Source organism: Aestuariivita sp. (assembly GCF_021404545.1).
GTDB lineage: Bacteria > Pseudomonadota > Alphaproteobacteria > Rhodobacterales > Rhodobacteraceae > Aestuariivita.
On record NZ_JAAWWD010000001.1, the window covers coordinates 149,922 to 164,278 of the forward strand.

Genomic DNA, 14,357 nt, shown 5'->3' on the forward strand with positions numbered 1-14,357 from the left:
GTGCTATCTGCCGCCCTGACACATAGCTAAGGGAATGTGCCAGATGGCAAATGATTACATCGTCAAGGATATCGCTCTGGCAGAGTTCGGCCGCAAGGAGCTGGACATCGCCGAGACTGAGATGCCGGGGCTGATGGCATTGCGCAGTGAATACGGCGATACCAAACCGCTGAAGGGCGCGCGGATCGTCGGCAGTCTGCACATGACTATTCAAACGGCGGTGTTGATCGAAACGCTGGTGGCGCTGGGCGCTGATGTGCGCTGGGCCTCGTGCAACATCTTTTCGACACAGGATCATGCCGCCGCCGCGATCGCTCAGGCAGGCGTGCCGGTGTTTGCAATCAAGGGTCAGACGCTCGAAGAACATTGGGATTATCTCGACAAATCCTTCCTCTTTGATGAGGGTCCGAACATGATCCTCGACGATGGCGGGGATGCGACGCTTTATGTGCTGTTGGGCGCGCGCGCCGAAGCGGGGGAGGAGATCATCCCCGTCCCTCAATCCGAGGAAGAAGAGGTCATCAAGGCGCAGATCAAAAAGCGGATGGAGGCCAGCCCCGGCTGGTTTACCAAGACGCGCGATCAGATCCAGGGCGTGTCGGAAGAAACGACGACCGGGGTGAACCGTCTCTATCAATTGGTCAAAGAGGGGCAGCTGCCCTTCCCTGCGATCAATGTGAATGACAGTGTTACAAAGTCCAAGTTCGACAACAAGTACGGCTGCAAGGAATCGCTGGTGGATGGGATCCGCCGCGCAACTGACACCATGATGGCCGGTAAGGTCGCAGTGGTCTGCGGTTACGGCGATGTTGGCAAGGGGTCGGCGGCCTCATTGTCGGGTGCGGGCGCGCGCGTGAAAGTGACCGAGGTTGATCCGATCTGCGCGCTTCAGGCCGCGATGGACGGGTTCGAGGTGACCTTGCTTGAGGATGAGCTGGAGACCGCGGACATCTTTATCACCACCACCGGCAACAAGGACGTCATCCGGATCGAGCATATGCGCGCGATGAAGGACATGGCGATTGTTGGTAACATTGGCCATTTCGACAATGAGATTCAGGTCGCCGCGCTGAAAAACCACAAATGGACCAATATCAAAGAGCAGGTCGACATGATCGAGATGCCGAATGGCAATCGTCTGATCCTGCTCAGCGAAGGGCGTCTGTTGAACCTGGGTAACGCCACCGGCCACCCGTCTTTCGTAATGTCCGCCTCGTTCACCAATCAGGTTCTGGCGCAGATCGAGCTGTGGACCAAGGGGGATGACTATGACAACAAGGTCTATATCCTGCCCAAGCATCTGGATGAAAAGGTCGCGCGGCTGCATCTGGATCGGATCGGCGTTAAGCTGACCCAACTTGAATCCGATCAGGCGGCCTATATCGGTGTGAAACCCGAAGGCCCCTTCAAGCCGGAACATTATCGGTACTGATGCTCCGGGCCGCGATACTGGCCTGTGTGGTCTTGGCGGCACCCGCTGTCGCCGAGCCACGTATCTCGGAGACTGTTCGATACTATGCCATCACCGGGGACAGCTTTGCCGATTTGCGGCGGCAGATGGCGCGAAAGGGGCAGAACGGCTTCTGGGGCTATACACGCTGGTGGATCGAATGGTCGCGCCGTTGCGAAGTTGACGTTGCGATCACGATCTGGATGCCGCGTTTGGATCCGCGCGCGCCCCTGTCACCACAAGACCGTCATACATGGGACCAGATGATCGAGGCCCTGCTGCGCCATGAGCGGCTTCATGCGGCCCATGGGGTGCAAGCAGCGCATGAGATCTATCGGCACGGCTGCAACCGACCGCATCGTATCATCAAGAAATGGGCCGACCGCGATCGGTTGTTGGATCGCGAAACCAGCCATGGGGCCGCAACAGGCGTTAGACTGCCAGATTAGGCTTCGGATCCCATGCGGTCGCGGCGGAGGATGATCCAGTCCGGAGCAGCGTTCGACCGCCCTTCGCGTTGGAAACCGGCCTTTTCGAGAATGCGCAACGATCCCAGATTTTCGGGTTTGACCCGAGCGATCATATGATCCAGTTCAGGGTCATCGGCAAAGCACTGTTCGACAAACCGTGCGACGGCGCGGGCACCGATGCCCTGCCCCCAATGATCCTGACCCAGCCAATAGCTGAGCTCAGGCTCGCTGTCGGCATATTCCAAGCGCACCTGACCGACCGGCTGATCCTGAAGCAGGATCGCCCGCACGGTGTGCAGAGCGCCGTCTTGGGACAGTTCGATCAGGTCAGACGCCATTTCTTGAGAGATCGGGCCTGGATAGGCCGCAGGAAGAAACGCCCACACATCCGGATTGTCAAGAAGCGCGCGGAATCGCGGCGCATCCGACGGAACCCAGGGGCGGAAACCGACAGCGGCTGTGCGGGACAGCGCCTGCGATACACTCGGCCATCCCGGCCGAACACGTGCGTGATCAAAGTCATCTTGGGTATCGGCACGCAGCCAGCCGTTTTGAACCGGATCAAAGGACAACGAAAGACCCGCCTCCCGCGCATTCGCAACCTCTTGGGGCGTGAGCGGCCCCTGCGATCTGCGAAACGCTCCGGATGCCACAACCGTCTTTTGCGCGGACCCATCAAAGCCCTGCTGATAGTGTCCCATCGTTACCCCCATAACCCTTTTAACACACCATATTTGTCAGATTTAAGCTGTTGTGGAAAATATACAAGTAAAATGTAGATTTAGTTGAAAGGCAGCACAGAGACGGTTCGGGGGAAAAGTGGTGAAAATTCTCCTTTGTGCGGGTGTGATTAGTCATTACGCTTTGCCTAAGGTCAAAGAGGCCGAACCACAGTGGAGGGACATTCATATGGGCAAACGGGACGATCTGATTGCGCAATACGCGGACGACCTAAAAAACAAGTGCGGTATGACACCGGACATGGAGCTTTTGACGAAAGTGACCATCGGATGCGGACCGGCAATCTACGATGCCGACGCCTCGACCGTTGCCGCCACGCAAGAGCATGAGCTGGAAACCGTCAAAACGAATTTCTTGATGAAAAAACTTGGCCTGAGTGACGGACCTGAATTGATGCAGGCCATTAACACCGTCATCGAAACCTATGGCCGCTCAGAGCGCAACAAGTACCGCGCGGTCATCTATTACATGCTGACCAAGCATTTCGGCAAAGAAGCCGTTTACGGCTAGGCCGGGTCAATCAACCATGAGACCGCGTGCTTGGTTAAGCAGGCGTTTCGGTTTTGGCTCTCATTCTAGGTGTTTGCCATTTGAGCGGAACGGTCGGTTCTGATAGACAACAAGGACCGGCTAGGATGGCCAGGACCGATTTCAATCACGTGTGGTGCGTATGGGAGCACGTGGGGAAGGAAGGGTTCTGGCTTTAATGCCCGAACCCTTCCAAATTTCTTTGCTGCGGTTCACAGCTAAAAGAGCGTCAGGACGATCCCGATGATTGCGCAGCCAAACGTGGCATATCCTCCATCTATGAGGATCAAGCGCATCGGTCGCCCGGCAAAGCCGTAGTTTGTGGCCAGCCAAGGCGATGCCAGGAATGCGCCAATCCCAAGGCCAGAGACCGCTCCTTCCCAGACCGTATCCACGCCACTGCCGGAAAAGATGTGGCGCATCATTCCCGCGACCAGAATTGCGGCAATGACACCGATCACGTACGGTTTGGGATTGGACGCATTCGCTGGCTTTCCCGTGTCTGGGTCGACTGCAACACCCGAAACCGCCACCCATGGTTTGGCCAGAACCGAATACCAGATCGCGCCAAACATGAAGGACGCAACCCCAGCAACAAAGACATTAAGGATTTCCATCTTTCCCTCCCTTTTGTGCAGGCAGCATGAAGGAGGGATTGGCGTGCCGCTAGTCTGTAATGCCCGCCAGTTCACACACAATCGCCCATTCCTCGGGCGTAACGGGCTGAACTGACAGGCGAGAGTTGCGCACCAGCACCATCTCGCTCAGGCGTGGATCGGCTTTGATCACGTCAAGTGTAACGGGTGTCTTAACAGGTTTGACCGCTTTGATGTCGACGCATTCCCAGCGCGCATCCTCGGTGGTGCTGTCGGGGTGGGCTGTCGCACACACCTCGACGATCCCGACAACCGCCTTTTCGGTCTGCGAATGGTAGAAAAACCCGCGATCGCCGATCTCCATCTCGCGCATGAAGTTCCTGGCCTGGTAATTGCGCACGCCGTCCCACTCCTCGCCCTCGGCGCCCTTTGCGACTTGCTGATCCCAGCTCCAGGTCGAGGGTTCGGATTTAAAAAGCCAGTATGCCATATCAGTGCCCTTGGTCTGTGCAGCGAAAGACGCAACGCGGTACTCAGCAGGTTACAGCATTTTCCGGTCGGATGCGTTAGGGCTGTGCAAGAAATCTACCGCGAAGCCCAAGGTTTGGGCCCAGTCGCGGGCGTAGGGCCGAATGTCGCCCGATCCTTGGCGGTGCCTGCCCCTCTGGGTTCAGGGGGTGTGGGTGTCATGGATACCAATATGGTCAAATGAACAGACAGCCAAGCCGTTCAGCACTATCGACTTTGGCCGCCAGTTTCGCAACATAAACGCAAAAGGCAGGCCCTTAGGCCTGCCCTTTCGTTTTCTTAGACGGCAGTACTCAGTTCGAGGACGGAGCTGTCGTTGTTGTGCTCGAGGACGAGCCACCGGATGCTACGGCAATGACCAGAACTGCAAGACCAATTCCGACGGTGGGGTCGAGCCCGTCACCGAGATTTGCTGTTTGGGTCGGCGCTGACGTGCTGAGGTTTGCTGCCTGTTCGGGGGTCAGAAGGCAGACGCCACGGTCTTCCTCGATCGTTCCACCCACGCGGTTGCATTCATCTTCGGAAACGGCACGGACCTGCGCAAACGCGGGTGCGGCCAGTGCAACCAAGGCGGCTGCTGCAAGTATCTTTTTGATAGCCATGATAATTCACTCCAAGAAATGGCGACGAAACCTGCGTTCCCGATAGCACGGTCCACAAGCCGCCACAATGCATACTATCCCAATGTGTAAGTTTTTGCCAAGCATAGCTATTCAAACACACGTTCCAGCAAGATATAGCCTGATTTTTCACCCATCCACTGGTCTGACCGCCAGAGAAACAACCGATTTGGGTCTTTCCAGTAAGTGTTTTCGATTTCCGTGGCGACACCTGTGGGTCCGGGACGTTCGGTGATACAGGATTCGGTGAATCGCAGCGTCTGATGCTGACGGTCGAAGACGACGATGGTTTCTGGCACGGGATCGGACATCTGGCAAAAGAATCGCGTCAGATCGAGCTGATTAAGTGCGTTCAGATGACGATAGACGCGTGGGTAAGGCGTCGAACGGTCCCCCTGCAACGCGGCCAGTGTTCCAGTGGTTTGAGCCGAATAAAGATCATAGTTGACGCTGACCGTTCCTGCCAGGACACCCTGATCTGTCTTGACAGTGCTGCCGTCTGCGCCGCTCCAGAAGCTGATCCCCTGCGGTTGGGCGACACGCAACAGCCCGGCTTTAATCTCGACCGGCTTACGAATCGACGCGACCAGGAGCGGCTCGTCAAAACCGCTTTCCAGAAGCCCTGCCCGTGTCGCGGTAAGCTGTGACGGTTCGCTGCGCGAAATGGCAGCTCCGATCGCGCTCCCTGCCAGTCGTAACGGATCGTCCGCTCCCAAGGTTCCGCAGGCCGATAGCACGCCTGCGGCCAGGACCATCGAAATTGCTGATCGAATCAACGCCATATCCGGGCCCATCCATCGTTGATTCGCTTGGAATGGCCGGATCTGACCCGGTCATAAAGCCGCCCCGGCACATCCAGCCGCGCGCCCCCATCCCGCTGAACGGGACGGATTACAGTGCCTGCGGTGGATCTGGTCGGTTGGCCACCAGCCCAGTTCAGCGGGATGGTGAGGCGGATCCCCTTGTCGAAAGAGCCTTCGCCGAAATCGGCACTGGACACATCGGTGACTGTGGCAAACGCGCCAATGCGCCAGCCATTCGCGAATTCCCGGTCGACCGTCAGTGTCGCGCCGATATCGCCTGCCAGGTATCGTCCGACATCCAATTGGGTATGAAAGCCGTTGCCCCAGTCGTAATAGGCAGAAGCGTGCCCGGTGATCACGTCATAGGACTGAAACCCAAAGACCGAATCAAAGTCACGTTGCCGGGCATAGTTGACCTCGACCCCCAGGCCGAGAGAACTCGAAACCGGCTTCCACAGCACTTCGGCCGACACGCCGCCGAACATCCGTTCAAGATAGCCCGCGGTCGCACGGCCGTAGAAATCGTTCCCGAAACTGCGCACATAGGACAGGGTCAGGTTTTCGAGCACCGGATCGCTGCCTTGTTCGAAAAGCGGACCCTGTGTGCGAACAGGGGGTAGATTTGACCCTGACACTCGGGCGTCGTCCAGCTGACTGTAGATCTCCTGCGCGACAGACCCGGACAGGCTGAAGCCCGGAGAGAACTCATAAGAGGCCCGCGCTCTGACACCAACTTCAAACAGAAATGGATTGGCGGGATCAAAGAACGACTGGCGGAAATAGGGCGACAGGCCCCATTGAAACCGGGGATAGACACCGCGCACGGCCGGAGGCGCATCAGCGGAAGACGCCGCCGTCACGCCAACCAGCGGTTGCAGCACCTCGGCGGCATCCGGCCTGACCTCCAGCGCTTCCAGATCCGAACGGCGCAGTACAACCGTTGAGACAGGCAATCCCTGCTCCACAAACACGATCCGGAACGTCTCGACCGTCTGTGGCATCACAGCCGCGAGTATCCGCGAAATCCGTCCGATTGCTGCAGCGGCGCTGCCATAGCGTGTGTTCTCGACCCGCAGCTCTACGTCGAACGCGGTGACGCGCAGTGCCAGAAGGGTTTGGCCCTCAGCATTCAGAAGGCCGGTCAAACGCTGGGCGTAGTCTTCTTGAAGGGTCTCTGAATCCGCCCATGCGGTTGTCCAGAGCTCTGGCGACGTTTCTCGGCTGGGTCGGATGGATAGCGGTCCCGGGGCGGGCAGACGCAAGGCATTCTGCGCCCGTGCCGGGTTCAAAGCAAAGCTCGCCAAAAAGCCGATAGAGTCGCCATAGACAGAATATGCGCCCAAACGGGTGGTGTCGTTCCACTGATACTCGACGCCGAAGCTCCATGGAGATGCCCGGTCAATGACCGATCTGTTGACGGCTTCTTGGGTATATGCGTCCGACGAGTACTCGATCTTGAACCCCAGCCGGTTCGACGGTCTCCATTCTATCCCGCCAAATGGCGCAGCGGGTCCGCGGAACCACTGATCAAAGGAGAACTGTCCGCCAGTTGAGCTCGCGTCGAACGTCGGTCTATTGGACCCAAAGAGTGATCCGATCGAGTTGTAGCTGCCTAGCCGGCCCCACCCCAGGCCCCCGGTAACGGTCAGCCCCGGTCTCACCGTCTTGGTTGCAACAATGTACTCTCCTGCCAGGATGCCAGTGCCTGCAAAATCCTGAAGTCCGATGGCCACCGCAGGTCGATATCGGCCTTCAAAAAATAGCTGGTATCTGAGGTCGAAGCTTCGGTCGTAATAGGTTTCAAAGCCGTCCGAGTTCCAGTCGCGGAACGCGGAATAACGGAATGCGCCGGATATCCGAGGGGTAAGCTGGAAGGCCAGCGTGTTCCGGAAAATCCCGCCAAAGGTTGAGACCGTCGCGTTAAGTTCGCCATCTGGCTGGGCTTCGGCCGTGGGCATGTCAATCAAACCCGGCAACCCATAGAGGTTCACTGTTGGCCGCAACTCTGCCGGGGCATTTGGCGATTGTTGTGCGGCAGCCGTACCTGCACCAAGCGCGCAGGCGACCGACAAGACCATAGCTTGCCAAGATCCGCGCGATCTCCGCTTCAATATCGTGGGATGCGTCACAGCTTTTCGCGCCTGCCTGCCAAATTCGTTAGGTCATTTAGATCATGTCAGGCGCGCCGTAGCAATCGAGGCTATCGCGTGACGCAGAATTGCCGGAATGCGCTGTACTGAAGCGACACCGCAGATCGTTGCACTCATGAAATTCTAACTGCGCTGGCGTCTGGATGATAGTCCTCGACCCAACGTGCAACAACGGCCAATGCGGCTTGTTCGTCGTTATTGGCCAGAGCCTGTTTCAGGCCGCGCATGATCGAAGCGACCTCAATCTCGGACAACTTGTTTTCATCGGTAAAGAATATTTTTTGATGACGCGTTGGCAACAGGTCTCCGCTCAGTGACAGCTCTTCACTCAGCTTCTCGCCAGGGCGGAGGCCGACCATCTTGATCTCGATATCACCGTCCGGGTTCAGGTCGTCTCGTACGGAATAGCCCGCACTTTCGATCACTTGGCGGGCCAATTGCTGAATTGGAACGGGCTTGCCCATGTCCAGGACGAACACTTCGTTTCCATGCGCCTCCGCGCCGGCGGTCAACACCAGTTGCACAGCTTCGTGAAGGGTCATGAAGTACCGCACAACCCGCGGATCGGTCACCGTCACGGGCCCGCCGCGGCGCACCTGGTCCTGAAACAGCGGCACAACAGAACCGCTGGAGCCAAGTACATTACCGAACCGCACCATGGTAAATACTGTATCTGGGTTACGTGTGCCCAGATCCTGCACCAGCAGCTCGGCCAGCCGCTTGGTCGCGCCCATCACATTGGTTGGGCGCACGGCCTTGTCCGAAGAAATAAGGATAAACCGTTCGACACCGAATTGCGCCGATTCACGCGCCAGGGTCTGGGTTCCGAACACGTTGTTGGCCAGACCGGTCAGCGGATTGCATTCAACCAGCGGAACATGCTTGTAGGCCGCCGCATGAAGGACGACCTGAACCTGGTTTTCCTCCAGTACCTTGCGGACCTGACGTGCATCCGTAACGGAACCAAGGATCGCCACCAGCTCGATGCCGTTTTCGTCGCAGGGCTGCTGCAACTCCATCAGGATGTTGTAAAGCGCAAGTTCACTCAACTCGAACAGAACGAGGCGCGAGGGCCGACAAGTCAGGATCTGACGGCATAGTTCAGACCCGATTGAACCGCCCCCGCCAGAGACCAGAACCGAGCGATCTTTGTATTTCTCGCTGGCCGCGCCCAAGTTCATGTCCCGCGTTTCGCGCCCCAGAAAGGCTTGCGGAGGTACGGGGGTCAGCTTGTCCACCAACTCTTCTTGGCCGATCAGCTGAGCAAATGAGGGCAGCGCCTGCACGTCCAGACCCATCTTTTGCAGGCGACGTGCGATCTGCGCCTGTTTCGGTTGGCTTTGCGACGGCATGGCCAGCAGGACCCGGTCAATTTTCCGAGCCTTTACGATTTCGCCAATCTTCATCGGCGAATACACTTGGAGGCCCGCGACCGTCAGGCCACGCAAAGCGGCGTTGTCGTCGACAAAGGCCACGGCCTCGATCTCGCGGTTGGATTGAAAGGCAGAAACCAGTTGAACGCCGGTCGTGCCCGCCCCGTAGATCAGAACACGGCAGCGCTGTTCCCCGCGCCGGTAAAGCGCCTGAACGACTTGCAGTAATATGGCGCGGCTGACGGCGATCAATAGGAAGTAAACCAGTCCAAAGACGGCGTGAACATTCATGTTCAGGTCTAGCCCTACGATCGTGGAAACAGTGGCGGACAATGCGCCGAGGCTGATCGCATAAATTGCGGTCAAACCGATTGACCGGCTGTCGTACATCACCAGCTGGGTTGACGAGAGGCCCATCCAAACAGACAGAAGGGTGGCCCCGAAAAGGATATAGGGCAAAACTGGAATATAGTTGGCAAAGGCAGAAAGGCTTCCGCCCGGAAGGCTTTCCATACCGAAGGCGATGACTGCTGCGATGCAGAGCAAGAGCAGATCGATTGATAAAACGATCATACTTTTCTGACGGCGAGTCAGCTGCTTAATCAATGCCAACATCCGGCAATAATCCCCCGAAACCTACCATACCGAACGCCTGTACCACGCAACCAAAACCACCAACAATTGACTGTGGATATGTCCGGCCTGTTAAAATGACTTAGATTCACTCACGCAACTACGTGAGCTTAAATTACCCGACCGTTCATGACAAAAAATGCACGGTGAGGAAAGAGATTGGTACGGAATCGGTCCATTTTCGGCCATTTCTTGCTCTTCTAGCCCTTTTTTTGTGCGCCTTTAGAGCGTGGCGTGCGGGAAAACAACTCTCCGATGGTTTGAAACACCAGCAGGAAATCGTAGCAGATCGACTGATTCTTCTGATAAATCAAGTCGAGCTTGGCCTTTTTCGGGATACAGACACGGCAATAGATCTCATCGGTCTCGGCCGGAGTGGCGGATCTGGACAAAAGCTCGGTCTCGTGCCGGTGAAACGTCAGCGTTGCCAATCCGGTCACGCCCGGTTTGCTCTTGAGAACCGCGTCATAGGTCTTTGGGAACCGGGTCACATAGCTGCGCAAAGGCGGGCGCGGGCCGACAAAGCTGATATCCCCCTTGAGGATGTTCCAAAGCTGCGGGATTTCATCCAACCGTTTGGCCCGCAGCCGCGCCCCGACAGGTGTGATCCGCGATATCTTGTCTCCGCCCGATACACCGCTATCGGCATCGGCCACTGTCATTGTGCGGAATTTCCAAAGACGAAACCCTTCCGTCGGTGACTTCATCCGTTCAGCGGCATAAAACAGCGGCCTGCCCTGCGTGCGCAACAGCCAGATGAGGAGACCCGCAAACACCGGGAAGAGGATCACCATCAGCAGGATCGAAAACACGATATCCATTGTGCGTTTCAGCGGGGTCATGGGGTCTCTCCTGTCTCTTTCCAGCGACGCCAGTCTCCGATGATCGCGCTGGGCTCGCCGGCCCCGGGCGCAAAGCTGTGAAATCGGTTCAGCAGCGCCACATCCATCTCAACCTTGGGGATGGCGGTGTGTGGGGCAACAACAGGTGTCCAGGCCAGATCAGCGCATGTCATCAGCTCACCCACATCAACGGCGCCGGGTAGGGCAAGGTTCAGGCGATTGGGCAACTGGCGCCCACGGGCCAGCAAATCAGCGAGCGCGTCGGACAGAGCCCGCGGCCCGATATAGCTGCGCCGCAGGGTCGTGCCGTCCGCAAATTGATGCAGGCCGAACGGCTGGCGCCAACCGGCCAGAAATGTATCCGCGCCTGCGACATTACCGATCCTGAGGTTGCAGACCGGGACCGACAGTTTTTCGCCCAACGCCAGGGCGTGATCCTCCATCCTCAGCTTTGCCTGGCCATACCTGCTCTCGGGCCGGGTGATGTCCTGCTCGGTCCAGCTGCGGTCCCCGCGTCCATAGACCGCGGCACTCGAGCTCAGCAATACCGGTATTCCGCCCGCCTCGGCTGCCGCGCGGATCCCGGCTAGCGCCAGATCGGTGTTTGCGGACAGATCCGCCGTGTTCGATACAATACCGGCCAGACACAGCACCGCGCCCTGACCCATCGCAGCCCGGCTGAGCCCGCGCGGATCGTTCAGCGGATCGTTTGCGATCAGACCGGCCCCTCCCGCGCGGGACAGCCATGAAACAGGCCGATCTTTCCAAAACCCGCGGAGCATTCGGGCCAGACGCCCGGACCCCCCCATGACCAAGGTGGCCGGAAATTGATCAGTGGGAATAGTTGGCGTTGACGGCATGGGACCATGCAGTATCTTACGGCCAAGAAATTGCAACGGTTTGGGCGCGATCGCACGACCGTCATACTAGAGTTTATAAGGCCTCGCATAAATGATTGTATTCCTTCGGGCAGTTGGCTTGACATGTGCCTTTCTTGGATTGGTCGCGTGCAACAACCTTCCTCGCGGTGCCGCAGTCGACAATGAGATCCTGAGGGAAGCTGACGACGCGGACGCCGATTTCGCGGTCTATCCGGTGACACGCGCGTTTTTGCCCAGCCTGTCGGACTGGCCCGTGGTTGGGGAGCAGGAACTGAGCTGGATGCAATACAGCCAGGGCGCAAGCAGCAAGTTGATCCGCCCGGGCGACATGCTCAGCCTGCGCATCTGGGATAGCGGCGAAAACTCCCTCCTGACGTCGCTCGAACAACGCTCGGTGGATATGTCGGAGATCCGGGTTTCTTCGTCTGGGTCGATCTTTGTGCCGTATGTCGGCAAGGTCGTGGTATCGGGGCGTACATCCGACAATGCGCGCGCCCAGATCCAATCCGAACTTGAGGCGATTGTGCCGTCGGCCCAGGTTCAGCTCAGTGTGGCGGCTGGCCGGTCAAACTCGGTTGATCTGGTCGGCGGGGTCAATACTCCAGGCAGCTATCCAATGCCGGATCGCAACTTTACCGTCCTTGGTCTGATCGCGGCAGGGGGCGGCGTAAGTCAGCAGCTCGCCAACCCGCAGATCCGCCTGGTGCGGAGCGGACAGATGTTTGGCACCTCGATTGATCGGCTGTTCGCAAATCCTGGGCTCGACTCCCGCCTGGTTGGCGGCGACAAGGTGATTGTTGAGGAAGATCGCCGCTATTTCCTGTCGATCGGAGCCACCGGAACCGAGGCGCTGCATCCCTTTACCAAGGATACCATCTCGGCGATGGATGCGCTTTCGATCACAGGGGGGATCAACGATGGTCGTGGCGATCCGCAGGGCATCTTGATCCTGCGCGAATATCCCGCCTCGGCGGTGCTCCCGGGCCAGCGCGGTCCACGCATGCAGCGCGTTGTGTTCACGGTTGACCTGACCAATAGTGACGGCCTGTTCTCGGCCCGGAAATTCCAGATCAGGCCCGGCGATCTTGTGCTGGCCACTGAAAGCCCGATCACCAATGCGCGGACGATTCTGGGCCTTGTCGGCTCTGCCTTCGGAGTGGTCAGCGCAGTGTCAAACAATTGATCCGGGTCTAGATCCGGATCGCTTTATCCGATGGCACAAGTGCATTGATGTGATCCACCAGCCCCGGCAGGGATCGGGTCAGGAAGTCATATTTCTCCACTACGTGCTGTCGCGCTGCGGGTCCGAGATGGGCGAATGCATGCGGTGCCTCAAGTACGTCGCAGACCTGTCGTGCCAGGGCGGAGGGATCAAAGAAATCGACCAGCAGCCCGGTTTCCCCGTGGGTCACGGCCTCACGCACGGGGGCCACGTCCGACGCAACGATCGTGGCCTGCATCGACATCGCCTCGAGCAAGGACCAACTGAGCACGAAGGGCATTGTCAGATAGATATGGCAACGGCTGAGCTGAAGGATGCGGCAAAACTCCGGGTAGGGCACCCGCCCCAGAAAATGCACCCGGTCCCAGTCGATCAGGTGGCCCACCTCGGCTTCCATTTCGCCGCGTACACCGCGCGGATGTTTGCTTGGCGCACCGTAGGATGTCTCGTTGCCGCCAATTGCGATAACCCGCGCGTTCGGGCGTGCCGCCTGAATCTTGGGCAATGCCCGCATGAACTGGTGGACCCCGCGGGTGCGTTCCATGTTGCGCGCGACATAGGTCACGATCTCATCGTCGCGGGTCAGATCCCGTTCCAGTCGAGTCAGCCGGACGCGGACATTCGGGTTGGGCAACAGCCGGTCGGTGCGGATACCATCATGCAGCACGTGTAAAATCTGGGCAAATGTCTCGGGAAATCGGTCGCGCTGCCAATAGGTTGGTACAATCCCGCGATCAACGGAATGCAGATTTGTGAACGGCACGCTATTGCGGGCATGCAAAAGAAACGGCGACTGTGGGCTTGCAGGCTCCTCGGGGTCAAACCCCACAGGTCCGCCGGTCGGTCGGTAAAAGTACTCAAACAGACCAAGCACAGGCACATCGGCCCACACCTGTTTGAAGAACAAAAGCTCTCCCCAGCCGGTGTGCCCTATGACGATATCGGGGCGGAACCCGTCTTCCTTTTCCAGCTTTTGCGCCGCCAGCGCGGCACCATAACCGGCGCCTGTTGCCCCTTCCCAGATTTTCGACAAGCCGTAGGCATTCTTGGCTGGTGTGCGGTGGGGCGCGTAGTGGACGGTTCTGACACCCGTCAGCTTGGGCGCCGGGTCGCGTTGGGTCAAAAAGACAATCTCATGCTGGCCCGTAGTACCCAGCCATTCGGCGAATTCCCGATATTGGCCTGGCATGTTCTGGTGAACAAAGAGAACTTTCACGACGTCGGGTCCTTGTGTTTGCCGTTCGTGCTACCCGATGACCTTGTTCCACGCCGACAGGGTGACGACATCGAAAAGACCCGCCTTGGCATAGGGATCCGCATCGGCCCAGGCTTGGGCTGCGGTCAGGTCGTCACAGTCAAGCACGATCAGCGATCCGACCATGGCTCCGCCCGCGTCCAACAGTGGGCCTGCCATCTCCACCACACCGGTTCTCCGGATATAGGCCAGATGTGCCTCGCGGTTGGCCTTGCGGACATCGAGGTGGTCGGGCTTGTCTTTGCACATCAGGGCAAACCGCATG

General features: G+C 58.2%; 15 protein-coding genes. 4 read left to right on the plus strand and 11 right to left on the minus strand.

All coding sequences use genetic code 11. The features are described from left to right. The first annotated feature begins 43 nt into the window (after positions 1–43). Positions 44–1,432: an adenosylhomocysteinase gene (ahcY, locus tag HEP69_RS00750; RefSeq protein ID WP_290556596.1), complete on the plus strand. Its 1,389-nt coding sequence runs from the start codon at positions 44–46 to the stop codon at positions 1,430–1,432. After that, positions 1,432–1,899 (plus strand): DUF922 domain-containing protein, encoded by a 468-nt coding sequence (locus HEP69_RS00755; protein ID WP_290556597.1) that lies wholly within the window; start codon positions 1,432–1,434, stop codon positions 1,897–1,899. Before ahcY ends, HEP69_RS00755 begins: the two co-directional genes overlap by 1 nt. On the opposite strand, the gene HEP69_RS00760 is transcribed toward HEP69_RS00755, so the two are convergent. Next, the gene (locus HEP69_RS00760) at positions 1,896–2,621 is read right to left on the minus strand and encodes a GNAT family N-acetyltransferase (protein ID WP_290556598.1); all 726 of its coding nucleotides are present in this window, start codon (positions 2,619–2,621) and stop codon (positions 1,896–1,898) included. The genes HEP69_RS00755 and HEP69_RS00760 overlap by 4 nt on opposite strands. A gap of 208 nt (positions 2,622–2,829) precedes the next feature. Here HEP69_RS00760 and HEP69_RS00765 point away from each other — a divergent pair, with 208 nt between their 5' ends. Further along, complete coding sequence (locus tag HEP69_RS00765; protein WP_290556690.1) at positions 2,830–3,171, plus strand: DUF2853 family protein; 342 nt, start codon at positions 2,830–2,832, stop codon at positions 3,169–3,171. Positions 3,172–3,407: 236 nt separating this feature from the next. Here HEP69_RS00765 and HEP69_RS00770 read toward each other — a convergent pair whose 3' ends face one another. From HEP69_RS00770 to HEP69_RS00805, 8 genes are all read right to left on the minus strand, one after another. After that, positions 3,408–3,806: a DUF1761 domain-containing protein gene (locus tag HEP69_RS00770; protein WP_290556599.1), complete on the minus strand. Its 399-nt coding sequence runs from the start codon at positions 3,804–3,806 to the stop codon at positions 3,408–3,410. A 49-nt stretch (positions 3,807–3,855) separates the two neighbouring features. After that, positions 3,856–4,275: an EVE domain-containing protein gene (locus HEP69_RS00775; protein ID WP_290556600.1), complete on the minus strand. Its 420-nt coding sequence runs from the start codon at positions 4,273–4,275 to the stop codon at positions 3,856–3,858. Positions 4,276–4,606: 331 nt separating this feature from the next. Continuing rightward, a complete protein-coding gene (locus HEP69_RS00780; protein ID WP_290556601.1) occupies positions 4,607–4,915 on the minus strand; it encodes a hypothetical protein in 309 nt (102 codons plus the stop codon). Positions 4,916–5,022: 107 nt separating this feature from the next. Next, positions 5,023–5,715, minus strand: a complete 693-nt coding sequence (locus tag HEP69_RS00785) for a YjbF family lipoprotein (RefSeq protein WP_290556602.1) — start codon at positions 5,713–5,715, stop codon at positions 5,023–5,025. Continuing rightward, a complete protein-coding gene (locus HEP69_RS00790) occupies positions 5,706–7,814 on the minus strand; it encodes a YjbH domain-containing protein (RefSeq protein ID WP_290556603.1) in 2,109 nt (702 codons plus the stop codon). Before HEP69_RS00790 ends, HEP69_RS00785 begins: the two co-directional genes overlap by 10 nt. A gap of 185 nt (positions 7,815–7,999) precedes the next feature. Further along, a complete protein-coding gene (locus tag HEP69_RS00795; RefSeq protein ID WP_290556604.1) occupies positions 8,000–9,874 on the minus strand; it encodes a nucleoside-diphosphate sugar epimerase/dehydratase in 1,875 nt (624 codons plus the stop codon). A gap of 218 nt (positions 9,875–10,092) precedes the next feature. Then, positions 10,093–10,734 carry a sugar transferase gene (locus HEP69_RS00800; RefSeq protein ID WP_290556605.1) on the minus strand — a complete coding sequence of 214 codons (642 nt, stop codon included), beginning with the start codon at positions 10,732–10,734 and terminating at the stop codon, positions 10,093–10,095. After that, positions 10,731–11,516: an NAD-dependent epimerase/dehydratase family protein gene (locus tag HEP69_RS00805; RefSeq protein WP_290556606.1), complete on the minus strand. Its 786-nt coding sequence runs from the start codon at positions 11,514–11,516 to the stop codon at positions 10,731–10,733. Before HEP69_RS00805 ends, HEP69_RS00800 begins: the two co-directional genes overlap by 4 nt. 169 nt (positions 11,517–11,685) lie before the next feature. Between HEP69_RS00805 and HEP69_RS00810 the strand changes: the two genes are divergently transcribed. Next, the gene (locus HEP69_RS00810; protein ID WP_290556607.1) at positions 11,686–12,798 is read left to right on the plus strand and encodes a polysaccharide biosynthesis/export family protein; all 1,113 of its coding nucleotides are present in this window, start codon (positions 11,686–11,688) and stop codon (positions 12,796–12,798) included. Between the two features lie 7 nt (positions 12,799–12,805). Here the strand turns inward: HEP69_RS00810 and HEP69_RS00815 are convergent, their stop codons facing one another. Next, a complete protein-coding gene (locus tag HEP69_RS00815; RefSeq protein ID WP_290556608.1) occupies positions 12,806–14,053 on the minus strand; it encodes a glycosyltransferase in 1,248 nt (415 codons plus the stop codon). A 30-nt stretch (positions 14,054–14,083) separates the two neighbouring features. Further along, positions 14,084–14,356 (minus strand): YciI family protein, encoded by a 273-nt coding sequence (locus HEP69_RS00820; RefSeq protein WP_290556609.1) that lies wholly within the window; start codon positions 14,354–14,356, stop codon positions 14,084–14,086. Position 14,357: the final 1 nt, after the last annotated feature.

Coding starts and splice junctions, on each gene's coding strand:
- ahcY (WP_290556596.1), top strand. CDS start 44: ATGGCAAATGATTACATCGTCAAGGATATCGCTCTGGCAGAGTTCGGC.
- HEP69_RS00755 (WP_290556597.1), top strand. CDS start 1,432: ATGCTCCGGGCCGCGATACTGGCCTGTGTGGTCTTGGCGGCACCCGCT.
- HEP69_RS00760 (WP_290556598.1), bottom strand. CDS start 2,621: ATGGGACACTATCAGCAGGGCTTTGATGGGTCCGCGCAAAAGACGGTT.
- HEP69_RS00765 (WP_290556690.1), top strand. CDS start 2,830: ATGGGCAAACGGGACGATCTGATTGCGCAATACGCGGACGACCTAAAA.
- HEP69_RS00770 (WP_290556599.1), bottom strand. CDS start 3,806: ATGGAAATCCTTAATGTCTTTGTTGCTGGGGTTGCGTCCTTCATGTTT.
- HEP69_RS00775 (WP_290556600.1), bottom strand. CDS start 4,275: ATGGCATACTGGCTTTTTAAATCCGAACCCTCGACCTGGAGCTGGGAT.
- HEP69_RS00780 (WP_290556601.1), bottom strand. CDS start 4,915: ATGGCTATCAAAAAGATACTTGCAGCAGCCGCCTTGGTTGCACTGGCC.
- HEP69_RS00785 (WP_290556602.1), bottom strand. CDS start 5,715: ATGGCGTTGATTCGATCAGCAATTTCGATGGTCCTGGCCGCAGGCGTG.
- HEP69_RS00790 (WP_290556603.1), bottom strand. CDS start 7,814: ATGGTCTTGTCGGTCGCCTGCGCGCTTGGTGCAGGTACGGCTGCCGCA.
- HEP69_RS00795 (WP_290556604.1), bottom strand. CDS start 9,874: ATGTTGGCATTGATTAAGCAGCTGACTCGCCGTCAGAAAAGTATGATC.
- HEP69_RS00800 (WP_290556605.1), bottom strand. CDS start 10,734: ATGACCCCGCTGAAACGCACAATGGATATCGTGTTTTCGATCCTGCTG.
- HEP69_RS00805 (WP_290556606.1), bottom strand. CDS start 11,516: ATGCTCCGCGGGTTTTGGAAAGATCGGCCTGTTTCATGGCTGTCCCGC.
- HEP69_RS00810 (WP_290556607.1), top strand. CDS start 11,686: ATGATTGTATTCCTTCGGGCAGTTGGCTTGACATGTGCCTTTCTTGGA.
- HEP69_RS00820 (WP_290556609.1), bottom strand. CDS start 14,356: ATGCGGTTTGCCCTGATGTGCAAAGACAAGCCCGACCACCTCGATGTC.